Below are 18,858 nucleotides of genomic sequence, written 5' to 3'. Positions count from 1 at the left end.
AAAATCCGCGCCTTGACATCAGTATACGGATCGTCAAACGGCGAGCTTGTAGAGTTCCGCGACGTTGTCGTGGCATATCCAGTTGCGTTCCTGCTCGCTCAGATTTTTCGTGTGCTCTTCCAGCATTGCCTGCGACCAGGGCCAGGTCGAATCCGAATGCGGGAAATCGTTCGCCCACATCAGGCGGCGAACATTGCACATATCCTTCATCCTGAAGGCAACCCAGTCGTCCTGGAACGTCACATAGATGTTGTCGTTGAAATAGTCGCTCGGCATCCGCTTGAGCGGCGGCGCCTTCATCCAGTAGCGATGACGCTTGTAGGCATGGTCCATGCGATACATGTAGTGCGGAACCCAGCCCGCATCGGCCTCGACGCAGACAACCTTGAGGTCGGGGAAGCGATCGAAGACACCGCCGAATATGAAAGTGCCCATCACGTCCTGGCAGCCACGAATGATCGAGAGGAAGCCGTTGATACGCGGACCCCGGACCTGCCCCGAAAGACTGTCCGATTTGCCGGTCAGGATGTGGAACGAGAGCGGCATGTCGCACTCGACAGCGGTCGCCCAGACCTTGTCGTATACAGTTGAATCATAATCCTCGACGGCGGGGTTTCCGGGCATCATCACACCCTTGAAGCCCATCTCCTTCGCATGCCTGATTTCCGCAACGCCATCTTCCGGTGATCGCATGGAAACCTGCGCAAGACCGTAAAGACGGTCAGGCGCCTCCCCGCAGTATTCCTGCAACCAGCGATTATAAGCGTCGAAGCAGGCCTTCTTGTAGTCGAAGTCGGGATGGTTGCAGATCACCATTCCGACCGTCGGATAGATGAACTCGGCCGCAATGCCATCCTTCTCCTGGTCCGCAACGCGGAACTTGGCGTCCCAGCCACTCTTCCACAGGTCTTCGAAGGCGACGCCGTCTGTCGTGATCTCCGCCGGATCCTTGCCGGCGGCGGCCACCAGCCCCATCGGAACTGGAGACCCCATACCATCGACGATGAAAGCATCGCCAATCTTGTCGATCCGCTGGATGCGCGGCGCGCGATCACGGAATTTGGGATCAATGTAATCAACATAGCAATGCGGAGGTTCGGTGATGTGCGAATCCGCGGATATCGGCTTCTTGATCATTGGCGCTCTCCCAGCGTCGTATTTGGTTTCAAGGGCGCGACTTTTAATTTGACAATCCCTGATCATAAATCTTCGCTGGCCGCGCAACCCGAGTCCAGATAAATTTACATCCATGCGATCAGCAACACATATATGTTATTCAGAGGAGACGCGAACATGACGATGGAACCGGCCCTGCTCGAAAAAAAGGGCCATATCGCGCTGATCACGCTCAACCGCCCGGAAGCGCGCAACTCGTTCAGTCCGGAGATGTTGGTCAGGCTTGCCGGTCATTGGGAAGAGGTGCGCGACGACGCGAATATCCGCGTCGCCATCGTCACCGGCGCCGGAGACAAGGCGTTTTGTTCGGGCGCGGATCTCGGGCAACTCATCCCGCTCATAAATGGCGCACGCAAACCGCAAAACGAATGGGATCAGAAAATTCTGGCTGATCCGAATATCCTGGCCAAGGGCTTGTTGCGCACATTCGATGTGACAAAGCCGGTCATCGCCGCGATCAACGGCTTTGCCGTCGCAGGCGGAATGGAGTTGGCGCAAGGAACGGACATGCGTATCGCTGCGGATACGGCAAAGCTCGGTGTGCAGGAAGTCAAATGGGCGATTTTTCCGGGCGGCGGCTCAACGGTGCGCCTTCCGCGCCAGATACCTTATGCAAGGGCGATGGAACTGCTGCTCACCGGCGACCTGATCAGCGCGCAGGAAGCCTACGATCTGGGATTCCTGAATCGTGTCGTCCCCCAAAACCAGGTGCTCGACGCGGCATTCGAACTCGCGGAGAAGATCGCCGCGAATGGGCCGATCGCCGTTCAGGCAATTCGCAAATCCGCCCGCGAATGTCTGGGTCGCCCCGAGAGCGAGGCGATGGGTATGGAGTCGCGCTTCGCAGCACCCGTGTTCAAGACCGAGGATGCCCGCGAGGGGCCCAAGGCATTCATGGAGAAGCGCAGGCCTAACTATAAGGGCCGCTGAAACAAGAAACCGAAATCATTACGACAGGGAGATATTCCGATGCAGTTCGGCATTCAGATGGTTTTTCAGAATTTCGACAGAGCCAACTCCGGCGTAACCGACGGCCAAGTCTATGACGAGGAGATCCGTCTCGGGCTTTTGGCGGAAGAACTCGGCTTTGACGCATTGTGGCCCGTCGAGCACCATTTCGAGGACTATTCGTTTTGTCCCGACAACACTCAGTTCCTGAGCTACATGGCGGCGCGCACCAAACGCATCAAGCTAGGCACCGGCGCCGTCATCCTTCCCTGGAATGTGCCCGTTCGGATTGCGGAAAAGGTCGTCCTGCTGGATCACCTTTGCCAAGGCCGAACACTCTTCGGGATGGGTCGCGGCCTGGCGCGCAAGGAATATGCCGGTATGGGCGTGAATATGGACGAAGCGCGCCAACGCTTCGACGAAGCAAGCCCGATGATTATCGACGCTCTCGAGACCGGCTTCATCGAAGGGAGCGGCCCCTTCTATCCGCAGAAGCGGACCGAAATCCGTCCCAATCCGCGCGGCTCCTTCAAGGAGCGTATCTATCAGGTCGCCATGTCGCCGGAATCCGTTCTTCAGTGCGCGAAGGCTGGCGCGCGGATGGTGATCTTCGCTCAAAAGCCGTGGGAGGCTCAGGCCGAGGCCGTCAAGGAATACAAGGCTGCGTACAAGACACAACATGGCGAAGACGCACCGCCGATCATGATATGCGACTTCACCTATTGCGACACCGATCCTGCACGCGCGAAGGAGTTGGGACAGAAATATGTGACCAACTATCTGCTTTCGGTACTCGATCACTATGAACTGGCCGGCGAGCATCTTAAAAATGCCAAGGGCTACGAGTCCTACGCCCAGGCCGTCGACGCCATTCGCGCGCTCGGCAAGGATGGAATGGCCAGAACCTATCTCGATGTCACGGCCTGGGGGACGCCCAAGGAAATCGTCGACAAGTTCGAATATCGCAAATCGCTTCTGGGCGAATTCGACATCAATCCCTGCTTCCTTTTCGGCGGCATGAGCTATGAGAAGGCAGCCGAAAGCATGCGTTCGTTCGCCAGACACGTCATACCGGCCCTGAGAAAGAGCAGCAAACGCAAGGTGGCTTGATGCGTCTGCTTCTGGAAGCCCTATGGCGGTCTGGCCCCTGAATTGGGCGACGACCCAGCTTGTCGCCGATGCTCCGCGGACGGCGGTCTGGCGGCGTGGAAAGCCGGATGCGCCGATGCGTCACTCCAGATCGAACGGGCGCCCGCAAGGTCGACCACACAAGAGACCACGCCAAGGTAGACGTGTTCGATGACATCGAACACGTCTGCGGTCTCCTGCGCCGGCACTCGACGCTCGGGTATACTTGAGCCCTATGGAGCTCGAAAAGAAGAGGCTGTCAGCTTAGCTATCTGTCCACGAGACGGGCGTCAGGCACACGGCAACTTTCAAGAGGCCGCCCTCCCGGAACTGGCGGGCCGACAATTTCCAAGTCAAACATACCTAAAACGTCAGATGAGTCCCGCTCCTTTCATGGCAGAAATGTAACCGAATGTCATGGCCGGTCCGATAGTCGCGCCGGGTCCGGGGTAGGAATTTCCCATGACCGACGCCGTGCTGTTGCCCGCCGCCCAAAGGCCCTCGATAACCTCCCCCGACTGCGAGACCACCTGTCCGAACCTGTTGATAACAAGCCCGCCGCGCGTGCCGATGTCGCCGGGATAGAGCCGGATGGCGAAGAAGGGAGCTTTCGTCAACGGCGCCAGGTTCGGATTTTTGAAATAGGGATCGCCGTACATGCGGTCATGCGCACTGTCGCCCCTATGATAGTCCTCATCGACACCGGTTTCGGCAAGCTTGTTGAATCGCTCCATCGACTTCGCGAGTCGATCCGCCGGAACGCCTATCTTCTCCGCAAGTTCCGCAAGGTCTGGCGCCGAGATCACGTCGCCGCTTTCGTTCCACCGCTTCGGTATGGGCTGGCGCGGCATGTTCGAGGCAATCATATAGTAATCCTTGTACGCCTTATCCAGGATAAGCCATACCGGCACGCAGGACGTATCTGTCCCGTTATGCATTTCGTAAATTCTGGTGACCACGTCGCAATAGGGCGCCGCCTCGTTTACAAAGCGATCGCCCGAGGAATTCACGATCATCGATCCCGGCAGCGAGCGCTCGAGAACGCAAAAATGCGGGTTCTCGTTGGCGTTTACGTGACTGACCGGACCCCACCAAGCGTCGTCCATCAGATCGAGCCGGGCACCAATGCTCTCACCGGCACGAATGGCATCGCCCATATCGCTTTCGGCGGCAAGCGACCATTTCGAGCTTGTGGGATGCGGCAGATAACGATCGCGCATTTCCTGATTGTGGGCGAAACCGCCGGCGGTCAGCGCCACGCCGCGCCGCGCCTTGTACCGAAGCGTCCTGCCGCCCTTCGACACCTCGGCGCCCACGACGCGACCGTTCTCCGTCACCAGCGACGTCAGGGCCGTATTCACTTCGAACGGAATGTTGGCACGCAATATGGAGTAAAAGAGCCGACCGGCGGTGCCCTGCCCCGCCGTCATCACTTTTCTTCCAAGCAGCCTGTTTGTGATCGTGTTGAAAGCCGCCTTCATGAACTTGCGTTTTCCATCCCAATGACGGCGCATCCGGGCGACCGAAAACAACTCGAACAGCAGGAGGCCGGCGTAATGAGTGCCCGACAGAACCGGCGGGCGGAAATATTTCTGATTGGCGCCAAGCAAAGTCCCGTTGAAGGGAACGGCTTCCAGGGCGCGGCCTTCAGGGAAGCCGCCAGTCGCTTCGGGGTAATAGTCCGAATATCCCTTGCTCCAAACGAAGCGCGTTTCCGTGTGATCGCGCAGGAACTCGATCATCTGCGGACCGTACTTCACAAACGATTCCTGAACTTCCGAGGGCACGCGGTTGCCGACCGTGCTGGCCATGTAGCTCCTGGCCCGTTCCTCCGAGTCCGGTAACCCGCCTTCGCGCACCAGGTAGTTGTTGGGAATCCAGACCACGCCACCCGATCGAGCCGTGCTGCCGCCCATATAAGGCGCTTTTTCGATCACCAGCGTATCGAGGCCCAGATGATTGGCCGTCAGAGCCGACACCATTCCGGCGCCGCCGCCGCCCACGACCAGCCAGTCTACTTCCTTGTCCCAGCGAATACCGGCTCCCGCTCCGTTGTCAGCCATATGCGTGCTCCCTCAATTTGTCCGACGCACCGAAACCCCATGCCGCCCGCTTGCAGCGCCGCATAAACGAACAGCGGGCAACCCGCCACCTCCCGCTCTCCGGGGTGCGTGTTTCAATCGTGCGCCTGCTCGTAAACCTGATACTCGATGCCGCCGGGATAAACGCGCCCTTCCCCGACGCCCAGAACCCTGTTCAACCATTTATATTTTTCGGCGCCGGTCTCGAAACGCAGCTGGCTCAAAAAATACGAGTCGCCGATTTTCGTTTCTCCGCCACTAAGCGCCGCGGTGACGAACTTGTCGTTATATTCGAGAAAGCCCGTATAATGAACATAGATGTGTGCGCCATCGTTCGTCTGCAGAACGATCCGCACGTCGATATGCCCCAAATTCTCGGAATCGATGACGATCCAGTCGGCGCCACTGCTGCAAACGGTGCCCGTTAGGCGATTGCCCTCGAACGCGCCCCCCGTAATGTTGGCGACAAGCCGCTTGCCATGCGTCGTGTCGCCGATGTCGAATGGCGAGGCGACAAGAACGTGAATTTTCATCAAAGGAACTAGCTTCATGTGCTTTTAATCCTTATACAGAATGATATAACCTGCATATGCGAGAAATTGCGCGACACTTTTCCTGTTTGGCGCAGTAACCGGCCGTCCACGACTCAGGTAAAACTCATCGACAGATCGCCCAATCCCTGGTCGAAGCGGCACAAAACGTCGTCGCCGGCCTTAACGGGGATTGCCCGCACAAAGGACCCGGTAAGCACGACCTGCCCCGGCTCGAAAACAACGCCGAATTGGCCGAGCTTGTTCGCAAGCCAGGCGACGGACGTGACGGGATTGCCCAGAACCGCCGAGGCATCGCCCTCGACTTCCAATTTGCCGTTCAACCTCAATTCGCCATGTACGCGCCGCACGTCGATCGCGTCGAGCCGTCTCGGATTGGCGCCCAGCACGACAGCGCCGCAGGCAGCCAGATCGGCCACGGTGTCGATCATGCCGAAACCGGGCTCCGGCATTACGCGGAAATCGACAATCTCAATCGCAGGGACAACAAAATCGGTCGCCCTGATGACGTCGACGGGCAGCACGCCCGGCCCCTTGAGCGCGTGCTTCATGACGAATGCGATTTCGATTTCGATCATCGGGCGGAAAAACCGGGAAGCATCGATCGGCGTCGCTTCAGGCAGGAACATGTCGTCGGTTATGGCGCTGAAATCCGGCTCCGAAGATCCGGCCATTTCCTGCATCGGTTTCGACGTGAGCCCTACCTTGTAGCCCTTCACCTTCGCGCCCGCGTCAACCTTGCGGCGGACGAACTCTTCCTGAACCAGATAGGAATCCTCGACGGTCAAGCCAGGATAGGTTCCGGTCAGCCGCCGGAGCGGCCTGCGTGTCTCGTAGACGTCGAAAAGCTCGTCAACGATTTTTGACCTTGTCGCACTATCCAGCATTTTTTGTTCCAGTTTTTTCTTTCACAGCCGTGAGACTCGCCATGCTCGCCGAAGAGAGCGCCGCGATGTCCGTCGTAACCGAGATCATTTGAAACCCCTGCGCGACGCGCAGCGGCGCGACGATCGCGTTCGACAGGACGGCTACCGCCTTGCCGTGCCGCCGGCAGGCAGCGACAACAGTCTTTATGGCATCGTCGAAAGCAGGCTTTCCGTCATTGTCTCCCGGCGGCAGACCAAGCGCGACCGAAAGGTCGAACGGCCCCACCAGGGCGGCATCGACCCCCGGCAAGCCGACGATTTCATCGACCTGATCGAGCGCGGAGCGCGTCTCAATCATCGGAACGACGGCAACACGGTCATTGGCCGTGAAGGCATACCCCGCGCCGTCGCGCGTTCCGACACGCACAGGCCCGAAGCTGCGGCGCCCCACCGGCGGATAGCGGCAGGAGTCAACCAAACTCCTCGCATCGTCGGCCGTCTGAATCATCGGAGCGACGACGCCAAGGGCACCCGCGTCCAGAACGCGGCCGACGATTCCCGGCTCGTTCCAGGGCACGCGTACAATTGCTGGAAGTCCGCGAATGTCAGCGGCGCGGATCATATCAAGCGCCTGTCCGTAGTCCATGCAGCCATGCTGCATATCGACGAGTATCCAGTCGAAGCCAAGCGACGAAACGGCCTCGACTCCGAGCGCGCCGGGCATCATGCACCAGGCGCCGAATGTCACCTCTCCAGCCGCCCAACGCGATTTCAGAGACACGGCTTCCGCCATTTTCATATCCCTCAGAACTGGCCGAGCGCGACGCGGCGCACCGCGTCGGTGTCGGTCGGCTGGTGACCGACATCATGCGCGGGTGCCGGCACTTCCTGGACGGTGTTCGAGATGCGTCCAATGCCCGTCACCTCCACTTCGACGACGTCGCCGATATTCATGGGCCGCGAGTTGGCGGGCGTGCCGGTCAGCACAATGTCGCCCGGAAGGAAAGTAATGTGACGCGAGAGATCGGCGAAGATGTAGTCGATCGGAAAGGTCATCTCGCTGACCGGCCCGTCCTGCACCATCTTGCCGTTGATGTAGGTGCGGACGCTTTCCTTGCGGATGTCGACACCGCGCACGATGCCCGGACCAATGGGACAGAAACCGTCCTGCCCCTTGACGCGCAACATGGAGCCTGCATCCGTGTCGCGGAAATCCTGCGCGCCGACATCGTTGGCCGGCGCGAAGCCCGCAAGGCAGTCCCACACTTCATCGGGCGCGACATTGCGCATCGGCTTGCCGACGATCGCCGCGATCTCGCCTTCGTAGTTCAGGTAGCGGCAGTCGGCCGGACGGTTCAGAAAGCCGCGATGGGAATTGAGCGTCGTCAGCGGCTTCTGAAAGTAGGTTGGCGTGACGAGAGGCGGCGCCTTGAACTCGACGCGGCGCGAATCGTAGTTCAGGTGAATGCAGATGATCTTGGTCGGATCGCAAGGCGGAAGATAGGTCGCGGCGGCTTCGTCCACCGTCCGTCCGTCTCCAAGGCGGAGCTTGCCGCCCTCCTCCGGCTTCACCCAGACCGGCGTTCCCTGATGCAGGATACGCCGCCATTCCTCGCGCGGACCGTCCAGAACCGACATGTGTTTTCCTCCCTCTTTCATTCGGCAATATGGAATGGACGCTCCGGTCACACTTCCATCAGCCCCTTTTTCATGACTTCTTCGTTCTGCTCATGGCCATAGGTGTCGCGCTGGTAATATTCCGACTGGTGCGTCGCCTCGCGCGCGCCCCAACCCACCTCGCACATAAAGCCGGACGGGTTGAGGAAGTAGAAGGAATACATGTGATCGTTCGCGTGGCGGCCGGGCATCATGGTGATGGGGATGCCCGCCTGGCGGACGATCTCATAGGTGAGGCCGACATCATCGAAACTTTCCACCTCGAGCATCAGGTGGTTGATGCGCTTTTCGCCGGGCGGACCGAAGGCCACCGTGTGGTCGCGCGTATTGCAGTGCATGAACATGAGGTCGAAGGGCTTGTCGAGACCGGGAAAGGGAATGCGGTATTCGACACCGCCGCGCATGCCGAGCAGCTTGTAGAACTCATAGGTCTTTTCGAAGCCGACCGTTTCCTTCTGAATGAGATGGCCCAATCCGCCCTCGCCCGTCTTGAAGCGGCCATGCATGCGGCGGCCGGGGTGAAAGGGCTTGTCGGACTGCACCTGCGGCCCGTGGAAAATCTCGATCGGGAAACCGCTCGCATCCTTGAGCTTCATCACTTCGATGACACGGCGATCCGCCGCTTCCTCATAAGAGCCGATCCGCACGTCGATGCCGGCATTGGTAAGCTTCCTGTGCATCTCGCGGAATTCCTCGACGCCCGCGACGCGGAAACCGAGGAAATTCAGATCGTCCGTACCGTCCTCTTCCAGGATGATGCGGTGATGCCAGTAATCCATCCGCAGATAGCAGCGGCCCGCCTCGCCCTCATCCGCCACTTCGAGGCCGAGGATCTTCGTTGCGTAGTCCTTCCAGTCATTGAGGCTCTTTACGCCGAGCCCCATATAGCCGAGTTCCGTGACCTGAACCATGTGTGCCTCCCCTCAGGCGAACGATCCCTTGCGGACCGAAATGTTTTTTATGTCAGTGTAGAAATCGAAGCTCCAGGTGCCGCCCTCGCGGCCGATGCCGGAGTCCTTCGCGCCGCCGAAAGGCGCCGCCAGATCGCGGACGAAGAAGCAATTGACCCAGAGCGTGCCAGCCGTGACGCGCGAGGCGATGTCCATCGCGCGCTTTTCGTTGCGGCTGAACAAGGTGCCCGCGAGACCGTACCGCGTGTTGTTGGCAAGCTCGATCACCTCGTCGTCGGAGGAGAAGTTCTGCCAGGTGAGGACCGGGCCGAAGACCTCGCGCTGAGCGATCTCGAGCTCCGGCGTGATGTTCGCGAAGAGCGTCGGCTCGAAATAGAGTTCGCCGAAATTCGCGCGGTTGCCGCCCCAGAGCGGTACGGCGCCATCCGCCCTGGCCCGCTCGACGAAACCGGCCACGCGCGCGAAGTGCTCCTTGTGAATGAGCGGTCCGACGCGCGTATCCTTGTCGCGCGGGTCGCCGACGATCATGTGGCTTGCGGCGCCACGCACTTTTTCCAGGAACTCTTCCTCGATCTTCTTCTCGACCATGATGCGGGTGCCTGCGAGGCAGACCTGACCTGCATTCATGTATTGCCCGGCGACCGTCTGCGCGGCCGCATCGAGATCGGCATCGGCACAGACGATGAAGGGCGATTTGCCGCCAAGCTCGGCGCTCATGGGCGTGATCGAACGCGCCGCCGCCTGCCCGATGATCTTCGCCGTGTCGGTCGAGCCGGTGAAACTGATGCGGTCGACATCGGGATGGTTGACGAGCGCATCGCCCGCCTCCTCACCGATCCCCTGCACGACATTGAGAACGCCCGCGGGAACGCCCGCCGCATGCGCAATGTCGGCCATCAGCGAGCAGGTGAGCGGCGCCCATTCCGGCGGCTTGACGACCACGGTGTTACCCGCTGCAAGCGCTGGGCCGACCTTCCAGGTGGTCAGCATGAGGGGCGCATTCCACGGCGTGATGAGAACCGCGACGCCGGCTGGATCGTATCTCACATGGTTCACGACTTCCGGCGAGTCGATCGAATGACCATCAAGCGTCAAAGCCCAGTCGGCGAAGAACTCGATATTCTGCGCCGCGCGCGGCACGACACGATGGACATTGCCCATGAGGAGCGAGCCGTTGTCCATCGTCTCGACGGCGGCGAGATCGTTCACCCGCGCCTTGATGCCTTCGGCGAACTTCTTGAGGATCGGCAGACGTCCCTTCGGACCGAGCGCCGCCCAGGCGGGAAAGGCCTTGCGTGCCGCCGCGACGGCCGCATCCGCCTCCGCCTTGCCGCCCGCCGACAGATCGCCGAGATGCGAGCCGTCGATGGGCGAGAAGTTGGCGAATTTCTGCTTCGAGGCGACACGCTTTCCGCCGATCCAGTGATCGGTGGAAATGTCGACGCCCGCGACTTTTACGCTGTTACCGTTCATCACACGGCCTCCGCGACATGGCGGTCCGCTTTTTTCATCGCGCCAATGTCCTCGGTCAGAAAGCGATCGACCAACTCGTTGGCGCGGGTGCGGTCACCGAACAGATGGGCCATCTGATAGTTACGGACCGAAGATCCGAGATAGAAGCGCTCGTACTGGAGGTTCCGGCCAGCAAGGCCCGTGCCGACGAAATCCCATGCGAGCCGGAAGACACGCGCGCGCTGCTCGGCACCCACATCGCCAGCGCCGCGCAGATAATGGTCGATGAGCGGCCGAAGACCGGCATCGTCGAGTTGAGCGCGGCTCGGGGCGGCGAAGACGTTATGCGACCCGATGAGTTGGATGATTTCGCTGACCCGCGCCATCCATCGCGGCATCGACGCGCGAAGGGCGGCGAAGGGTTGGGCATCCGGCAGCCAGACGCCGTTGCCATAGTCTATAGCCCCGTCTTCGGCGGCTTTCAGGCAGGCGCGGGTCAATTCGGCATAGCTCCAGATTTCGCCGAGCATCTCCCATGTCTGCGGCTTGACGTCGTTGATCACCTCGGTCATCCGCGAGGCGAGGCCCCAGGCAAATTCGAGTTTCGTCAGCGCCCGGACCGTTGTCTGCTGCATGACGTTCGGCCACCAGCTGCGCATCATGACCGAATTGTAGACGGCGGTGTTGCAGTTGACGTGCAGACGGTTCCGGGGCACTTCGACATTGTCGAAGATCACGAAGGCATCCTGCTCATCGAACCGGCCCGAGATGGGGTGATCGAAAAAATTGCTGCTTTCGGAAAACGAATCCCGGCAGATGAATTTGAGACCAGGGGTGGACATCGGAATGCAGAAGGAGATCGCGTACTCGTCGCAATCGGGCGGCAAGGGATGGGACGGATAGACCGCAATCTCGTCGGCGAAAGGGGCGAGCGTCGCGAGGATCCGCGCACCGCGCACGACGATGCCGTGCTCCGTTTCGCCAACCTTGCGAAGGGCCACATCGTTGCCGGGTTGCGGCGCGTCGCCCTGCGCCTTGTCAATGGTCGGATTGACGATCGTATGCGTCAGCGAAATGTCGTTGCGGCGCAGATATTTCTGATAGTTGACGAGGTTTTCCGCGCCCTCCTCGTTGCCATTTACGGCCCACTCCTCGGCGCGGCCAGCGAAGCCCGCATAGGTCACATTCATATAGTCCGGCGTGCGGCCCATCAGGCCGACTGAATATGCGGCGATTTTTTCCAGCCCCGCGCGACGACGCGCCAGATCCTGCCTCGATCGAGGAATCATATGGCTAACATTGATCTTTTCACCCGTCTCGGGATCCGGCATCAGGCAGGCGTCAGCCTCTTTATGCTGGAGATCATAGACGGCTGCGACGCCACGCGCCGCGCCCGCGAATGCGGGGTCGTCGGCGACGCTCTCGATCTTTCGGTCGCCGACCCAAATCTCCCGAGGTTGCTTGAGGCCCTCCAAAAACTGTGCGCCCGTACGTGCCGGCATGGCTTTCTCCCTTTACACTCGTATTGATTCTTGTCTCGACACCCGGCTCAAGTGGCATGGCTGGCAAATCCACCCGCAACCATCCATATCTTATATATACTCATTTATGAGTGGACTCATATCTTCCGCACGTTGCACAAACTTGTCAACCGGCGAGGCTCGCCGACAATTGGCGCAGGAATGGTCGAGATACTTGCCGTGCCGCCAAATAATCTGACAGACGGGGCCTGGCGGCCGCTGGACGCAACCACACAATAATCAGGACGCTCGATGGACACACCCTCGAAAACTAGCAAGCAAGTCAGATCCAAATCCGCAAAGGGAGAACGTCCGCAGACGGAAGGGCGAAGAGAGCGCAACAAGCGGGAAAAGGTCGCGCGCATCACGGCGGCGGCCCGTACTCTGTTTCACATCAAGGGTTATACGGAAACGACCACGCAGGAAGTGGCGGAAGCTGCCGACATCGGAGCTGGCACACTATTTCTCTATGCTAAATCAAAGGAAGACCTCCTCATCCTTGTTTTCAAGGATGAAATGAGCCAGTTGATAGAGGAAGTGTATGGAACAATTCGGAAGAAGGCCCCGCTGCTTGAGCAAACGGAGTCATTGTTCGACGGATTTATTGAATATCACAGACGCGATGTTGTCATTGCCCGCGCGCTAATTCGCGAACTCAGCTTCTCCGGCAACCCCGGGCGCCGGAAAGACGTGCTCACCATTCCAGAAGCGATTATCGAAAAGCTTGTCCATTTCGTCTCAGCCGCTCAGTCGCGCGGCGAAATTCACGCCGATATCGATCCGGTCGAAGCAGCGCGGTGTCTGTTTGCCATCTATTATCAGCAGTTGCAAACCTGGCTGGGAACCTATGTCAGCCACAGCATCTTCAAAAAAAACATGCATGTACTGCTCAAATTCGTGGTCGACGGAATGTCCGTAGACGGCATACACAAAACAGAACCCTCGCGAAATAAGCGAACGTCGCAGAACGGGAAAAAATAAGAACAGGCTCGCTAAACCAACACTTGGAGAAAAGCGGCGCCTTCGAAGGCGAATGAGTTTGGCTGATTCAGCATTCCAACACTGCCGGCTTTCGAGATCGGCACGAAGACAAGGTTTGGGTCAGGAGTATCTCTCTCGACCCAAGGGGCAGTCGACGCCCGTCTTTCAAGGGGAGGATCGGGGGAGGGGCCTCGAAATCCGCGCGCCGACTGCGACTAGGGTTCGGACCCTAGTGCTGACCGTCAGGTATTCTCAACATGAGACCGTCGAGATCGTCGGTCATGGTGATCTGACAAGCAAGGCGGCTGTTTTCCGTCGAACCCTCGGCAAACTGTAGTAAGTTGGCTTCCATGCCGCCCGGCTCGGCCATGCCGGTCCGGGCCATCCACGCGGCATCGACATGTACATGGCAGGTCGCGCAGGCGCACTCGCCGCCGCAATCGCCGTCAATACCCGGCACACTGTTGTTGACTGCGGCATCCCTCGCGGTTGTGCCGCTCTTGACCGCAATCGGATATTCGACGCCGTCCGGTTCGATGAAAATGATTGTGGGCATTTTTTCTCTTGTCAATCATGCCGGGTGAAAAGCCGGCTGGGGCGTTTTCGCGACGAACCGCGAGCGCCGCTCCGTCGCGAATTAATGCGCCGGACCGGGCCCGGCTCTAATGCACGTACAGCTTCACCGGCAAATGGGTGAACCCTCGGATGAAGTTGGACAGCGTTCTCTCGGGTGCGCCGACGACCTCCACCTTGCTGAAACGCTTCAGGATTTCTTCCCAGATGATGCGCAACTGCAGCTCCGCCACGCGGTTCCCCATACAGCGATGTACGCCGAAACCGAAGGAAAGATGGTGACGGGAATTCGGACGGTTGATGATGAACTCGTTCGGACGGTCGATCACCTCGTCGTCCCGGTTTCCCGAGAGGTACCACATGACGACTTTGTCGCCCTTCCTGATCTTCTTGCCACCGATTTCGGCGTCCATGAGCGCCGTCCGACGCATATGCGTCAGCGGCGTCTGCCAACGGATGATCTCGGGGATCATTTTCGGGATGAGATCCGGATCGGCCATCAGCTTGCGATATTCGGCCGGGTTCTGATTAAGAGCGAGCACCCCGCCGCTGATGGAATTGCGCGTGGTGTCGTTACCGCCCACGATCAGGAGAATCAGGTTTCCGAGGAATTCGAGATACGGCATGTCCCGCGTCGCCGGCGAATGCACCATCATCGAGATCAGATCGGGCTTCGGCGGCTCGTTGACCCGCTGGTCCCACAGACCCTTGAAGTAGTGCGCACATTCGAGGAGTTCCTCGCGGCGCTGCTCAAACGAAGAAACCACGCCCGTCTCTGGTGTTGAGGTCGCAACATCTGACCAGCGCGTGAGCTTGCGCCGCTCCTCCCAAGGGAAATCGAACAGTGTCGCCAGCGTCATTGTCGTAAGCTCGATGGAAACTCGATCAACCCAATCGATCTCCTCGCCTATGGGAAGAGAATCGAGAATAATCCCTGCGCGCTCGCGGATGATGGGCTCCAGCAGAACAAGATTGGACGGGGCGACAGCTGGACTGACTGCCTTGCGCTGAGCGTCGTGCTTGGGGGGATCCATCGCAATGAACATCTCAAGCTCAAGCGCCGCTTCGCCGCTTTGCATGTCCTGCAGGGCGATACCACCAAGTTTAGCCTCCGAGGAAAATGTCTGGTGGTTCACCTCGACCTGCATGATGTCGTTGAATTTCGTTACCGACCAGTAGGGCCCGTAGGCGCTCTCGGGGCAATAATGGACGGGGTCTTCCCGCCGCAGCCGGGCGAAGTAACTCCCAATCATGTCGCTTTGAAAGAGCTTTGGATCGCTGACATCCATCTGAGAAAGCGGGACCGTCGAAGCAGTATCTCCAACCAATGTGTCGGTCGTCATCTCTCTGCCCTCCAGATCGTCGTCTACGCAGCATCCACCCGTCGTGCGGATGCTATCCAAATTCATTATAATAAATCATGTGGGCGATTCAGCGTCAAACACTTTCGTTCCCGCACGCGCCCTCCAAAAAACGGTAGGGAGGCCGCCCCAGTTCCATCAATCCAAGACGAATCCCTCATAATCCTTGGCCGCAGCGGTATTGCACTGGTCCATATAAATGGGTACGCCGGGGAAATTAAGAAGCTGACGCGGCTTTCCCGGAATGTTAGCGCCCATGTACCAGGAATCGGCCCGGGGAAAGAGTGTCATGCCGGCGATGGAATTCAGGAGCTGCGCCCATTCTTCCTCCGCCTGAGCGGTCGCCTCAATCCGCCCCTTGTTATTCTCGCGCATATGCTTGAGGCAATCGACGACCCATTCACCCTGCATTTCGGCGCATGTCGGGCCATTGCAGAATCCGGAAGGACTTTGCGGACCGTAAAGAAAAAGCATGTTCGGGAATCCCGACGTCGCGAAACCGAGATAAGTACGTGCACCCTCGGTCCATTTTTCCTTGAGCGTTATGCCGCCCGTCCCGTGTATATCGATCTGGGTCAACCCGCCGGTCACGGCATCGAACCCGGTCGCCAGGACAAGCATATCGAGCTCAACCAACCCATCCGACGTAAGCACTCCTTCGGGAACTATTTCCACGATCGGCATCTCGCGCACATCGACCAAGCTGACGTTGTCCTGATTGAACGCTTCGTAGTACCACTGCTCCAGCGAGGGGCGCTTGACGCCGAAGGGATGCGGCGGCTCCATCGGTGCGAGTTTGTCTGCCAATGCCGGATTCTTGATCCGGGCGCGGGTCTTGTCGCGCCAGAAATCGTACATGGTACGATTTGCTTCCTCATTCGTCAGGATGTCGGAAAATCCACCAATCCAATAGTGGAAGCCACCTTTTTGCCAGAGCTTTTCATAAAGCGCGCAGCGCTCTTCCGGCGGCACTTCCAGCGCGGACCTTTCGTCCCTCAGAATGTCGAATCCGCCAAACGTCTCCCGCCGTATACGGAATATCTCCGGATAATCAGCCTTCATCCGCTGCTGCGTCTCGACGTCGAGCTTGCGCTGCTGCATCGGCAGAGCGAGGATCGGCGTGCGTTGGAACACCGTCAGATGCGCCGCATCCTTGCTGGCTTCCTGCACCACCTGAACGCCGCTCGCTCCGGTTCCCACGACGCCAACCCGCTTGCCCGTGAAACTGGCGCCTTCCTGGGGCCACAATCCCGTGTGAAATGATTCTCCAGCGAAGCTTTCAAGACCCTTGTAGTTCGGAATATAGGGTTTCGACGCAAAACCTGTGCAAAGGATAAAGAACCGGGCGCGCACGACGGTGCCATCGGTCGTGCGAATGACCCATTGATCGCGCGCTTCGTCGAATTCTGCCGCGCTGACGCGCATGCCAAATCTTATGTCACGGCTGAGATCGAGTTTTTTGTCGACGTAGTGGAAGTAGCGGCGCAGTTCATCCCAAGCCGGAAACCTCTCGGTCCAGTTCCAGTCGCGCCATAACTCCTCGATCGAAAATTCATAAATCGGGATATGAGAATCGACCCGCGCGCCAGGATAGCAGTTCCAGTACCAGATGCCCCCCATGTCGGCACCGGCCTCAAACAGGCGCACTTTGAAACCTTCTTGCCGCAAGCGGTGAAGCTGATAGATGCCATTGAATCCCGCTCCGACAATGAGGGCATCAAATACTTCGGCATCGTCATTTTTTTGCGTCTGGCTGGATTGTACCGAACTCATGGAAACAGCTTCCCTTCATATCCCAGCCACGAAACGGTGGGTGTCGTTCCGGAATTTACCTCATCGAAACCATATTCGGTCGCCGAGCAATCTTCCTCGCAGCGCCGGGAGGGGAGCTGCGTTGCCTAAGCGGGCTTTGGATCGCGAATGAGAACGGTGCCCTGGGCCGCACAACAGGCGCGGCCCTCGTTCGTCACATCTATACGAACCACCGCAGTCGATTTTGTCATCGCGATCAATTCGGCCACTGCTATCACCTTGCCCGACGATACCGGCGCCAGCAGATTGAGCTTGAATTCCGTCGTGGCCGCCCACTGTCCTTTCCGCATATGCGGATAGCAAACGCAGCCGAGAACATGGTCGCACATCGCAGCCAGCACCCCACCATGCATGTTTCCGATCGGCGTCAACAGCCGGTCGGAGACTTCCATCTCGGCAGTGAGCTTGCCCGGCTCGATATGCGTGATGCGGACCCCCAGAAACTCGGGCAACCCTTTCATTGAATTGCTGGCGTTTATGAAGCCCTGTGCGATTTCCTGGTTGAACTCCGGCAGTTTTGCAACAATTGTCATTTCGTTTTCTCCGAACCTTCAATGATCCCCAAGGCGCGCAGCCGAGGCTTACAGATAGGTGTTTGCGCTGCTCAACGAGTTTTCGGCGCTTTTCACGAGATCGGCCATGACTTCCGCAGCCGGCCTTACCTTGTGAATGAGACCCATGCCCTGCCCTGCGAAACCGGGAGCGATATCTTTCCGCTTTACCGCCGCCGCCGCCGCCAGCACCGGCATCGCAACCATGGGTTGGAAGGGCATGGGCAACGGCTCCAGACCCGCCTCGACAAAAGCCTCGGACCACTTGTTGCGAATGATCCGGGCCGGCTTTCCGGTGACGGTTCGAGAAACCAGTGTGTCACCGTCACCCGACTCGACAATCGCTTCCTTCTGGAAGTCCTCGATGCCCGCCTCTTCGGTGGCGAGAAACGCCGTACCGATCCAGGCACCTTCGGCGCCGAGCATCATTGCAGCCGCGATGCCGCGCCCATCGGAAATGCCGCCCGCACCAAGCACTGGAATGCGGCCAGCGATCGCATCGACAACCTGCGGAATGAGCGCCATCGTTCCGACGGGTGAATTGTGCCCGCCCCCGTCATGGCCTTGCGCAACGATCAGATCGATGCCGGAATTGACTACCTGCAGCGCATGCTTTACCGCGCCGACGACTGCCATCACCTTGGTGCCGTTGGCATGGAGCCGATCAAGCCAGGGCCCCGGATTGCCGAGACCCGCCGCATAGACAGGAACCCGCTCCTCAACAACGACTTCCATTTGCGCTTCGAAGAATTCCTTGGAAAACAGCGGCGCGTTCGATTTTGACGACCGGTGAGCTTCCTCGGATTCCCGCGCCCTGGATTTCAGCGGCGGAATGTTTTCCTTCTTCAGAAAATCTTGCGCGAATTTTTGGTACTCAGGCAGCATATCCATCGGAGACGGACCCGCCTTGCCCTTGTAGGCTTCCCTACGCACGGAGGCTGGCAGCAGGGTGTCAACACCAAATGGCTTGTCCGTCAGCGATCGCGTTTCCCGAATCCATTCGCGCAACTGATCGGGAGAGCAAGCAGCCGCGCCAAGCACACCGAGGCCACCCGCATTCGATACCGCCGCCGCAAGCCGCGGAACGCTCGCGCCGCCCATACCGGCCAGCAAGATCGGGTATTTAATACCTAGAATATCACATACTCGGCTATGCAGAGTCATAGCTAACCTCCCATGGGGCGACTTCATTGGCCGCGCTATTTATGATCATAAATTAGCGACACCCGGGGAGCGGCGCAAGTGCTGCAAAAACGACATCGCAATCGCG

General features: G+C 59.0%; 17 protein-coding genes. 3 read left to right on the top strand and 14 right to left on the bottom strand.

Annotation, left to right across the window (positions count from 1 at the left end):
* Positions 1-33: 33 nt before the first annotated feature.
* A complete protein-coding gene (locus tag PLAV_RS09105) occupies positions 34-1,137 on the bottom strand; it encodes an amidohydrolase family protein (protein WP_012110706.1) in 1,104 nt (367 codons plus the stop codon).
* A gap of 156 nt (positions 1,138-1,293) precedes the next feature.
* Here PLAV_RS09105 and PLAV_RS09100 point away from each other — a divergent pair, with 156 nt between their 5' ends.
* Together PLAV_RS09100 and PLAV_RS09095 are read left to right on the top strand one after the other, a co-directional pair.
* Positions 1,294-2,106, top strand: coding sequence for an enoyl-CoA hydratase-related protein (locus PLAV_RS09100; protein WP_012110705.1), 813 nt, complete (start codon positions 1,294-1,296; stop codon positions 2,104-2,106).
* A 39-nt stretch (positions 2,107-2,145) separates the two neighbouring features.
* A complete protein-coding gene (locus PLAV_RS09095) occupies positions 2,146-3,234 on the top strand; it encodes an LLM class flavin-dependent oxidoreductase (RefSeq protein ID WP_012110704.1) in 1,089 nt (362 codons plus the stop codon).
* Positions 3,235-3,623: 389 nt separating this feature from the next.
* Here the strand turns inward: PLAV_RS09095 and PLAV_RS09090 are convergent, their stop codons facing one another.
* The 8 genes from PLAV_RS09090 to PLAV_RS09055 form a co-directional block, all read right to left on the bottom strand.
* The gene (locus PLAV_RS09090; protein WP_012110703.1) at positions 3,624-5,315 is read right to left on the bottom strand and encodes an FAD-dependent oxidoreductase; all 1,692 of its coding nucleotides are present in this window, start codon (positions 5,313-5,315) and stop codon (positions 3,624-3,626) included.
* 113 nt (positions 5,316-5,428) lie between these two features.
* Positions 5,429-5,884: a DUF3237 domain-containing protein gene (locus PLAV_RS09085; protein WP_012110702.1), complete on the bottom strand. Its 456-nt coding sequence runs from the start codon at positions 5,882-5,884 to the stop codon at positions 5,429-5,431.
* Between the two features lie 95 nt (positions 5,885-5,979).
* Complete coding sequence (locus PLAV_RS09080) at positions 5,980-6,771, bottom strand: 2-keto-4-pentenoate hydratase (RefSeq protein ID WP_012110701.1); 792 nt, start codon at positions 6,769-6,771, stop codon at positions 5,980-5,982.
* Positions 6,761-7,543, bottom strand: a complete 783-nt coding sequence (locus PLAV_RS09075; protein ID WP_012110700.1) for an HpcH/HpaI aldolase family protein — start codon at positions 7,541-7,543, stop codon at positions 6,761-6,763. Before PLAV_RS09075 ends, PLAV_RS09080 begins: the two co-directional genes overlap by 11 nt.
* Before the next feature lie 11 nt (positions 7,544-7,554).
* Positions 7,555-8,388, bottom strand: a complete 834-nt coding sequence (locus PLAV_RS09070; protein WP_012110699.1) for a fumarylacetoacetate hydrolase family protein — start codon at positions 8,386-8,388, stop codon at positions 7,555-7,557.
* 47 nt (positions 8,389-8,435) lie between these two features.
* Positions 8,436-9,338, bottom strand: coding sequence for a VOC family protein (locus PLAV_RS09065; protein WP_012110698.1), 903 nt, complete (start codon positions 9,336-9,338; stop codon positions 8,436-8,438).
* A 12-nt stretch (positions 9,339-9,350) separates the two neighbouring features.
* On the bottom strand, positions 9,351-10,811 hold the full coding sequence (locus PLAV_RS09060) for an aldehyde dehydrogenase (RefSeq protein WP_012110697.1): 1,461 nt from the start codon (positions 10,809-10,811) through the stop codon (positions 9,351-9,353).
* Positions 10,811-12,292 (bottom strand): 4-hydroxyphenylacetate 3-hydroxylase family protein, encoded by a 1,482-nt coding sequence (locus PLAV_RS09055; RefSeq protein ID WP_012110696.1) that lies wholly within the window; start codon positions 12,290-12,292, stop codon positions 10,811-10,813. The genes PLAV_RS09060 and PLAV_RS09055 overlap by 1 nt, the downstream gene beginning before the upstream one ends.
* A gap of 270 nt (positions 12,293-12,562) precedes the next feature.
* Here PLAV_RS09055 and PLAV_RS18895 point away from each other — a divergent pair, with 270 nt between their 5' ends.
* Positions 12,563-13,291, top strand: a complete 729-nt coding sequence (locus tag PLAV_RS18895; RefSeq protein ID WP_012110695.1) for a TetR/AcrR family transcriptional regulator — start codon at positions 12,563-12,565, stop codon at positions 13,289-13,291.
* A 229-nt stretch (positions 13,292-13,520) separates the two neighbouring features.
* Here the strand turns inward: PLAV_RS18895 and PLAV_RS09045 are convergent, their stop codons facing one another.
* The 5 genes from PLAV_RS09045 to PLAV_RS09025 all read right to left on the bottom strand — a co-directional run bounded on the left by PLAV_RS09045 (position 13,521) and on the right by PLAV_RS09025 (position 18,779).
* Entirely contained in the window at positions 13,521-13,847 is a 327-nt protein-coding gene (locus tag PLAV_RS09045; protein ID WP_012110694.1) for a 2Fe-2S iron-sulfur cluster-binding protein, read from the bottom strand.
* A 106-nt stretch (positions 13,848-13,953) separates the two neighbouring features.
* Complete coding sequence (locus tag PLAV_RS09040) at positions 13,954-15,207, bottom strand: cytochrome P450 (protein WP_012110693.1); 1,254 nt, start codon at positions 15,205-15,207, stop codon at positions 13,954-13,956.
* A 156-nt stretch (positions 15,208-15,363) separates the two neighbouring features.
* A complete protein-coding gene (locus PLAV_RS09035; RefSeq protein ID WP_012110692.1) occupies positions 15,364-16,998 on the bottom strand; it encodes a flavin-containing monooxygenase in 1,635 nt (544 codons plus the stop codon).
* Positions 16,999-17,123: 125 nt separating this feature from the next.
* Complete coding sequence (locus PLAV_RS09030) at positions 17,124-17,570, bottom strand: PaaI family thioesterase (protein WP_012110691.1); 447 nt, start codon at positions 17,568-17,570, stop codon at positions 17,124-17,126.
* A 48-nt stretch (positions 17,571-17,618) separates the two neighbouring features.
* On the bottom strand, positions 17,619-18,779 hold the full coding sequence (locus tag PLAV_RS09025) for an NAD(P)H-dependent flavin oxidoreductase (RefSeq protein WP_202944011.1): 1,161 nt from the start codon (positions 18,777-18,779) through the stop codon (positions 17,619-17,621).
* Positions 18,780-18,858 lie beyond the last annotated feature (79 nt).

The organism is Parvibaculum lavamentivorans DS-1 (genome assembly GCF_000017565.1).
In the GTDB taxonomy this organism is placed as follows: Bacteria; Pseudomonadota; Alphaproteobacteria; order Parvibaculales; family Parvibaculaceae; genus Parvibaculum; species Parvibaculum lavamentivorans.
This window is presented reverse-complemented; position numbering and strand designations above follow the sequence as displayed.

Coding starts and splice junctions, on each gene's coding strand:
- PLAV_RS09030 (WP_012110691.1), bottom strand. CDS start 17,570: ATGACAATTGTTGCAAAACTGCCGGAGTTCAACCAGGAAATCGCACAG.
- PLAV_RS09060 (WP_012110697.1), bottom strand. CDS start 10,811: ATGAACGGTAACAGCGTAAAAGTCGCGGGCGTCGACATTTCCACCGAT.
- PLAV_RS09040 (WP_012110693.1), bottom strand. CDS start 15,207: ATGACGACCGACACATTGGTTGGAGATACTGCTTCGACGGTCCCGCTT.
- PLAV_RS09105 (WP_012110706.1), bottom strand. CDS start 1,137: ATGATCAAGAAGCCGATATCCGCGGATTCGCACATCACCGAACCTCCG.
- PLAV_RS09080 (WP_012110701.1), bottom strand. CDS start 6,771: ATGCTGGATAGTGCGACAAGGTCAAAAATCGTTGACGAGCTTTTCGAC.
- PLAV_RS09035 (WP_012110692.1), bottom strand. CDS start 16,998: ATGAGTTCGGTACAATCCAGCCAGACGCAAAAAAATGACGATGCCGAA.
- PLAV_RS09045 (WP_012110694.1), bottom strand. CDS start 13,847: ATGCCCACAATCATTTTCATCGAACCGGACGGCGTCGAATATCCGATT.
- PLAV_RS09100 (WP_012110705.1), top strand. CDS start 1,294: ATGACGATGGAACCGGCCCTGCTCGAAAAAAAGGGCCATATCGCGCTG.
- PLAV_RS09075 (WP_012110700.1), bottom strand. CDS start 7,543: ATGGCGGAAGCCGTGTCTCTGAAATCGCGTTGGGCGGCTGGAGAGGTG.
- PLAV_RS09090 (WP_012110703.1), bottom strand. CDS start 5,315: ATGGCTGACAACGGAGCGGGAGCCGGTATTCGCTGGGACAAGGAAGTA.
- PLAV_RS09095 (WP_012110704.1), top strand. CDS start 2,146: ATGCAGTTCGGCATTCAGATGGTTTTTCAGAATTTCGACAGAGCCAAC.
- PLAV_RS09085 (WP_012110702.1), bottom strand. CDS start 5,884: ATGAAGCTAGTTCCTTTGATGAAAATTCACGTTCTTGTCGCCTCGCCA.
- PLAV_RS18895 (WP_012110695.1), top strand. CDS start 12,563: ATGGACACACCCTCGAAAACTAGCAAGCAAGTCAGATCCAAATCCGCA.
- PLAV_RS09025 (WP_202944011.1), bottom strand. CDS start 18,779: ATGAAGTCGCCCCATGGGAGGTTAGCTATGACTCTGCATAGCCGAGTA.
- PLAV_RS09055 (WP_012110696.1), bottom strand. CDS start 12,292: ATGCCGGCACGTACGGGCGCACAGTTTTTGGAGGGCCTCAAGCAACCT.
- PLAV_RS09065 (WP_012110698.1), bottom strand. CDS start 9,338: ATGGTTCAGGTCACGGAACTCGGCTATATGGGGCTCGGCGTAAAGAGC.
- PLAV_RS09070 (WP_012110699.1), bottom strand. CDS start 8,388: ATGTCGGTTCTGGACGGTCCGCGCGAGGAATGGCGGCGTATCCTGCAT.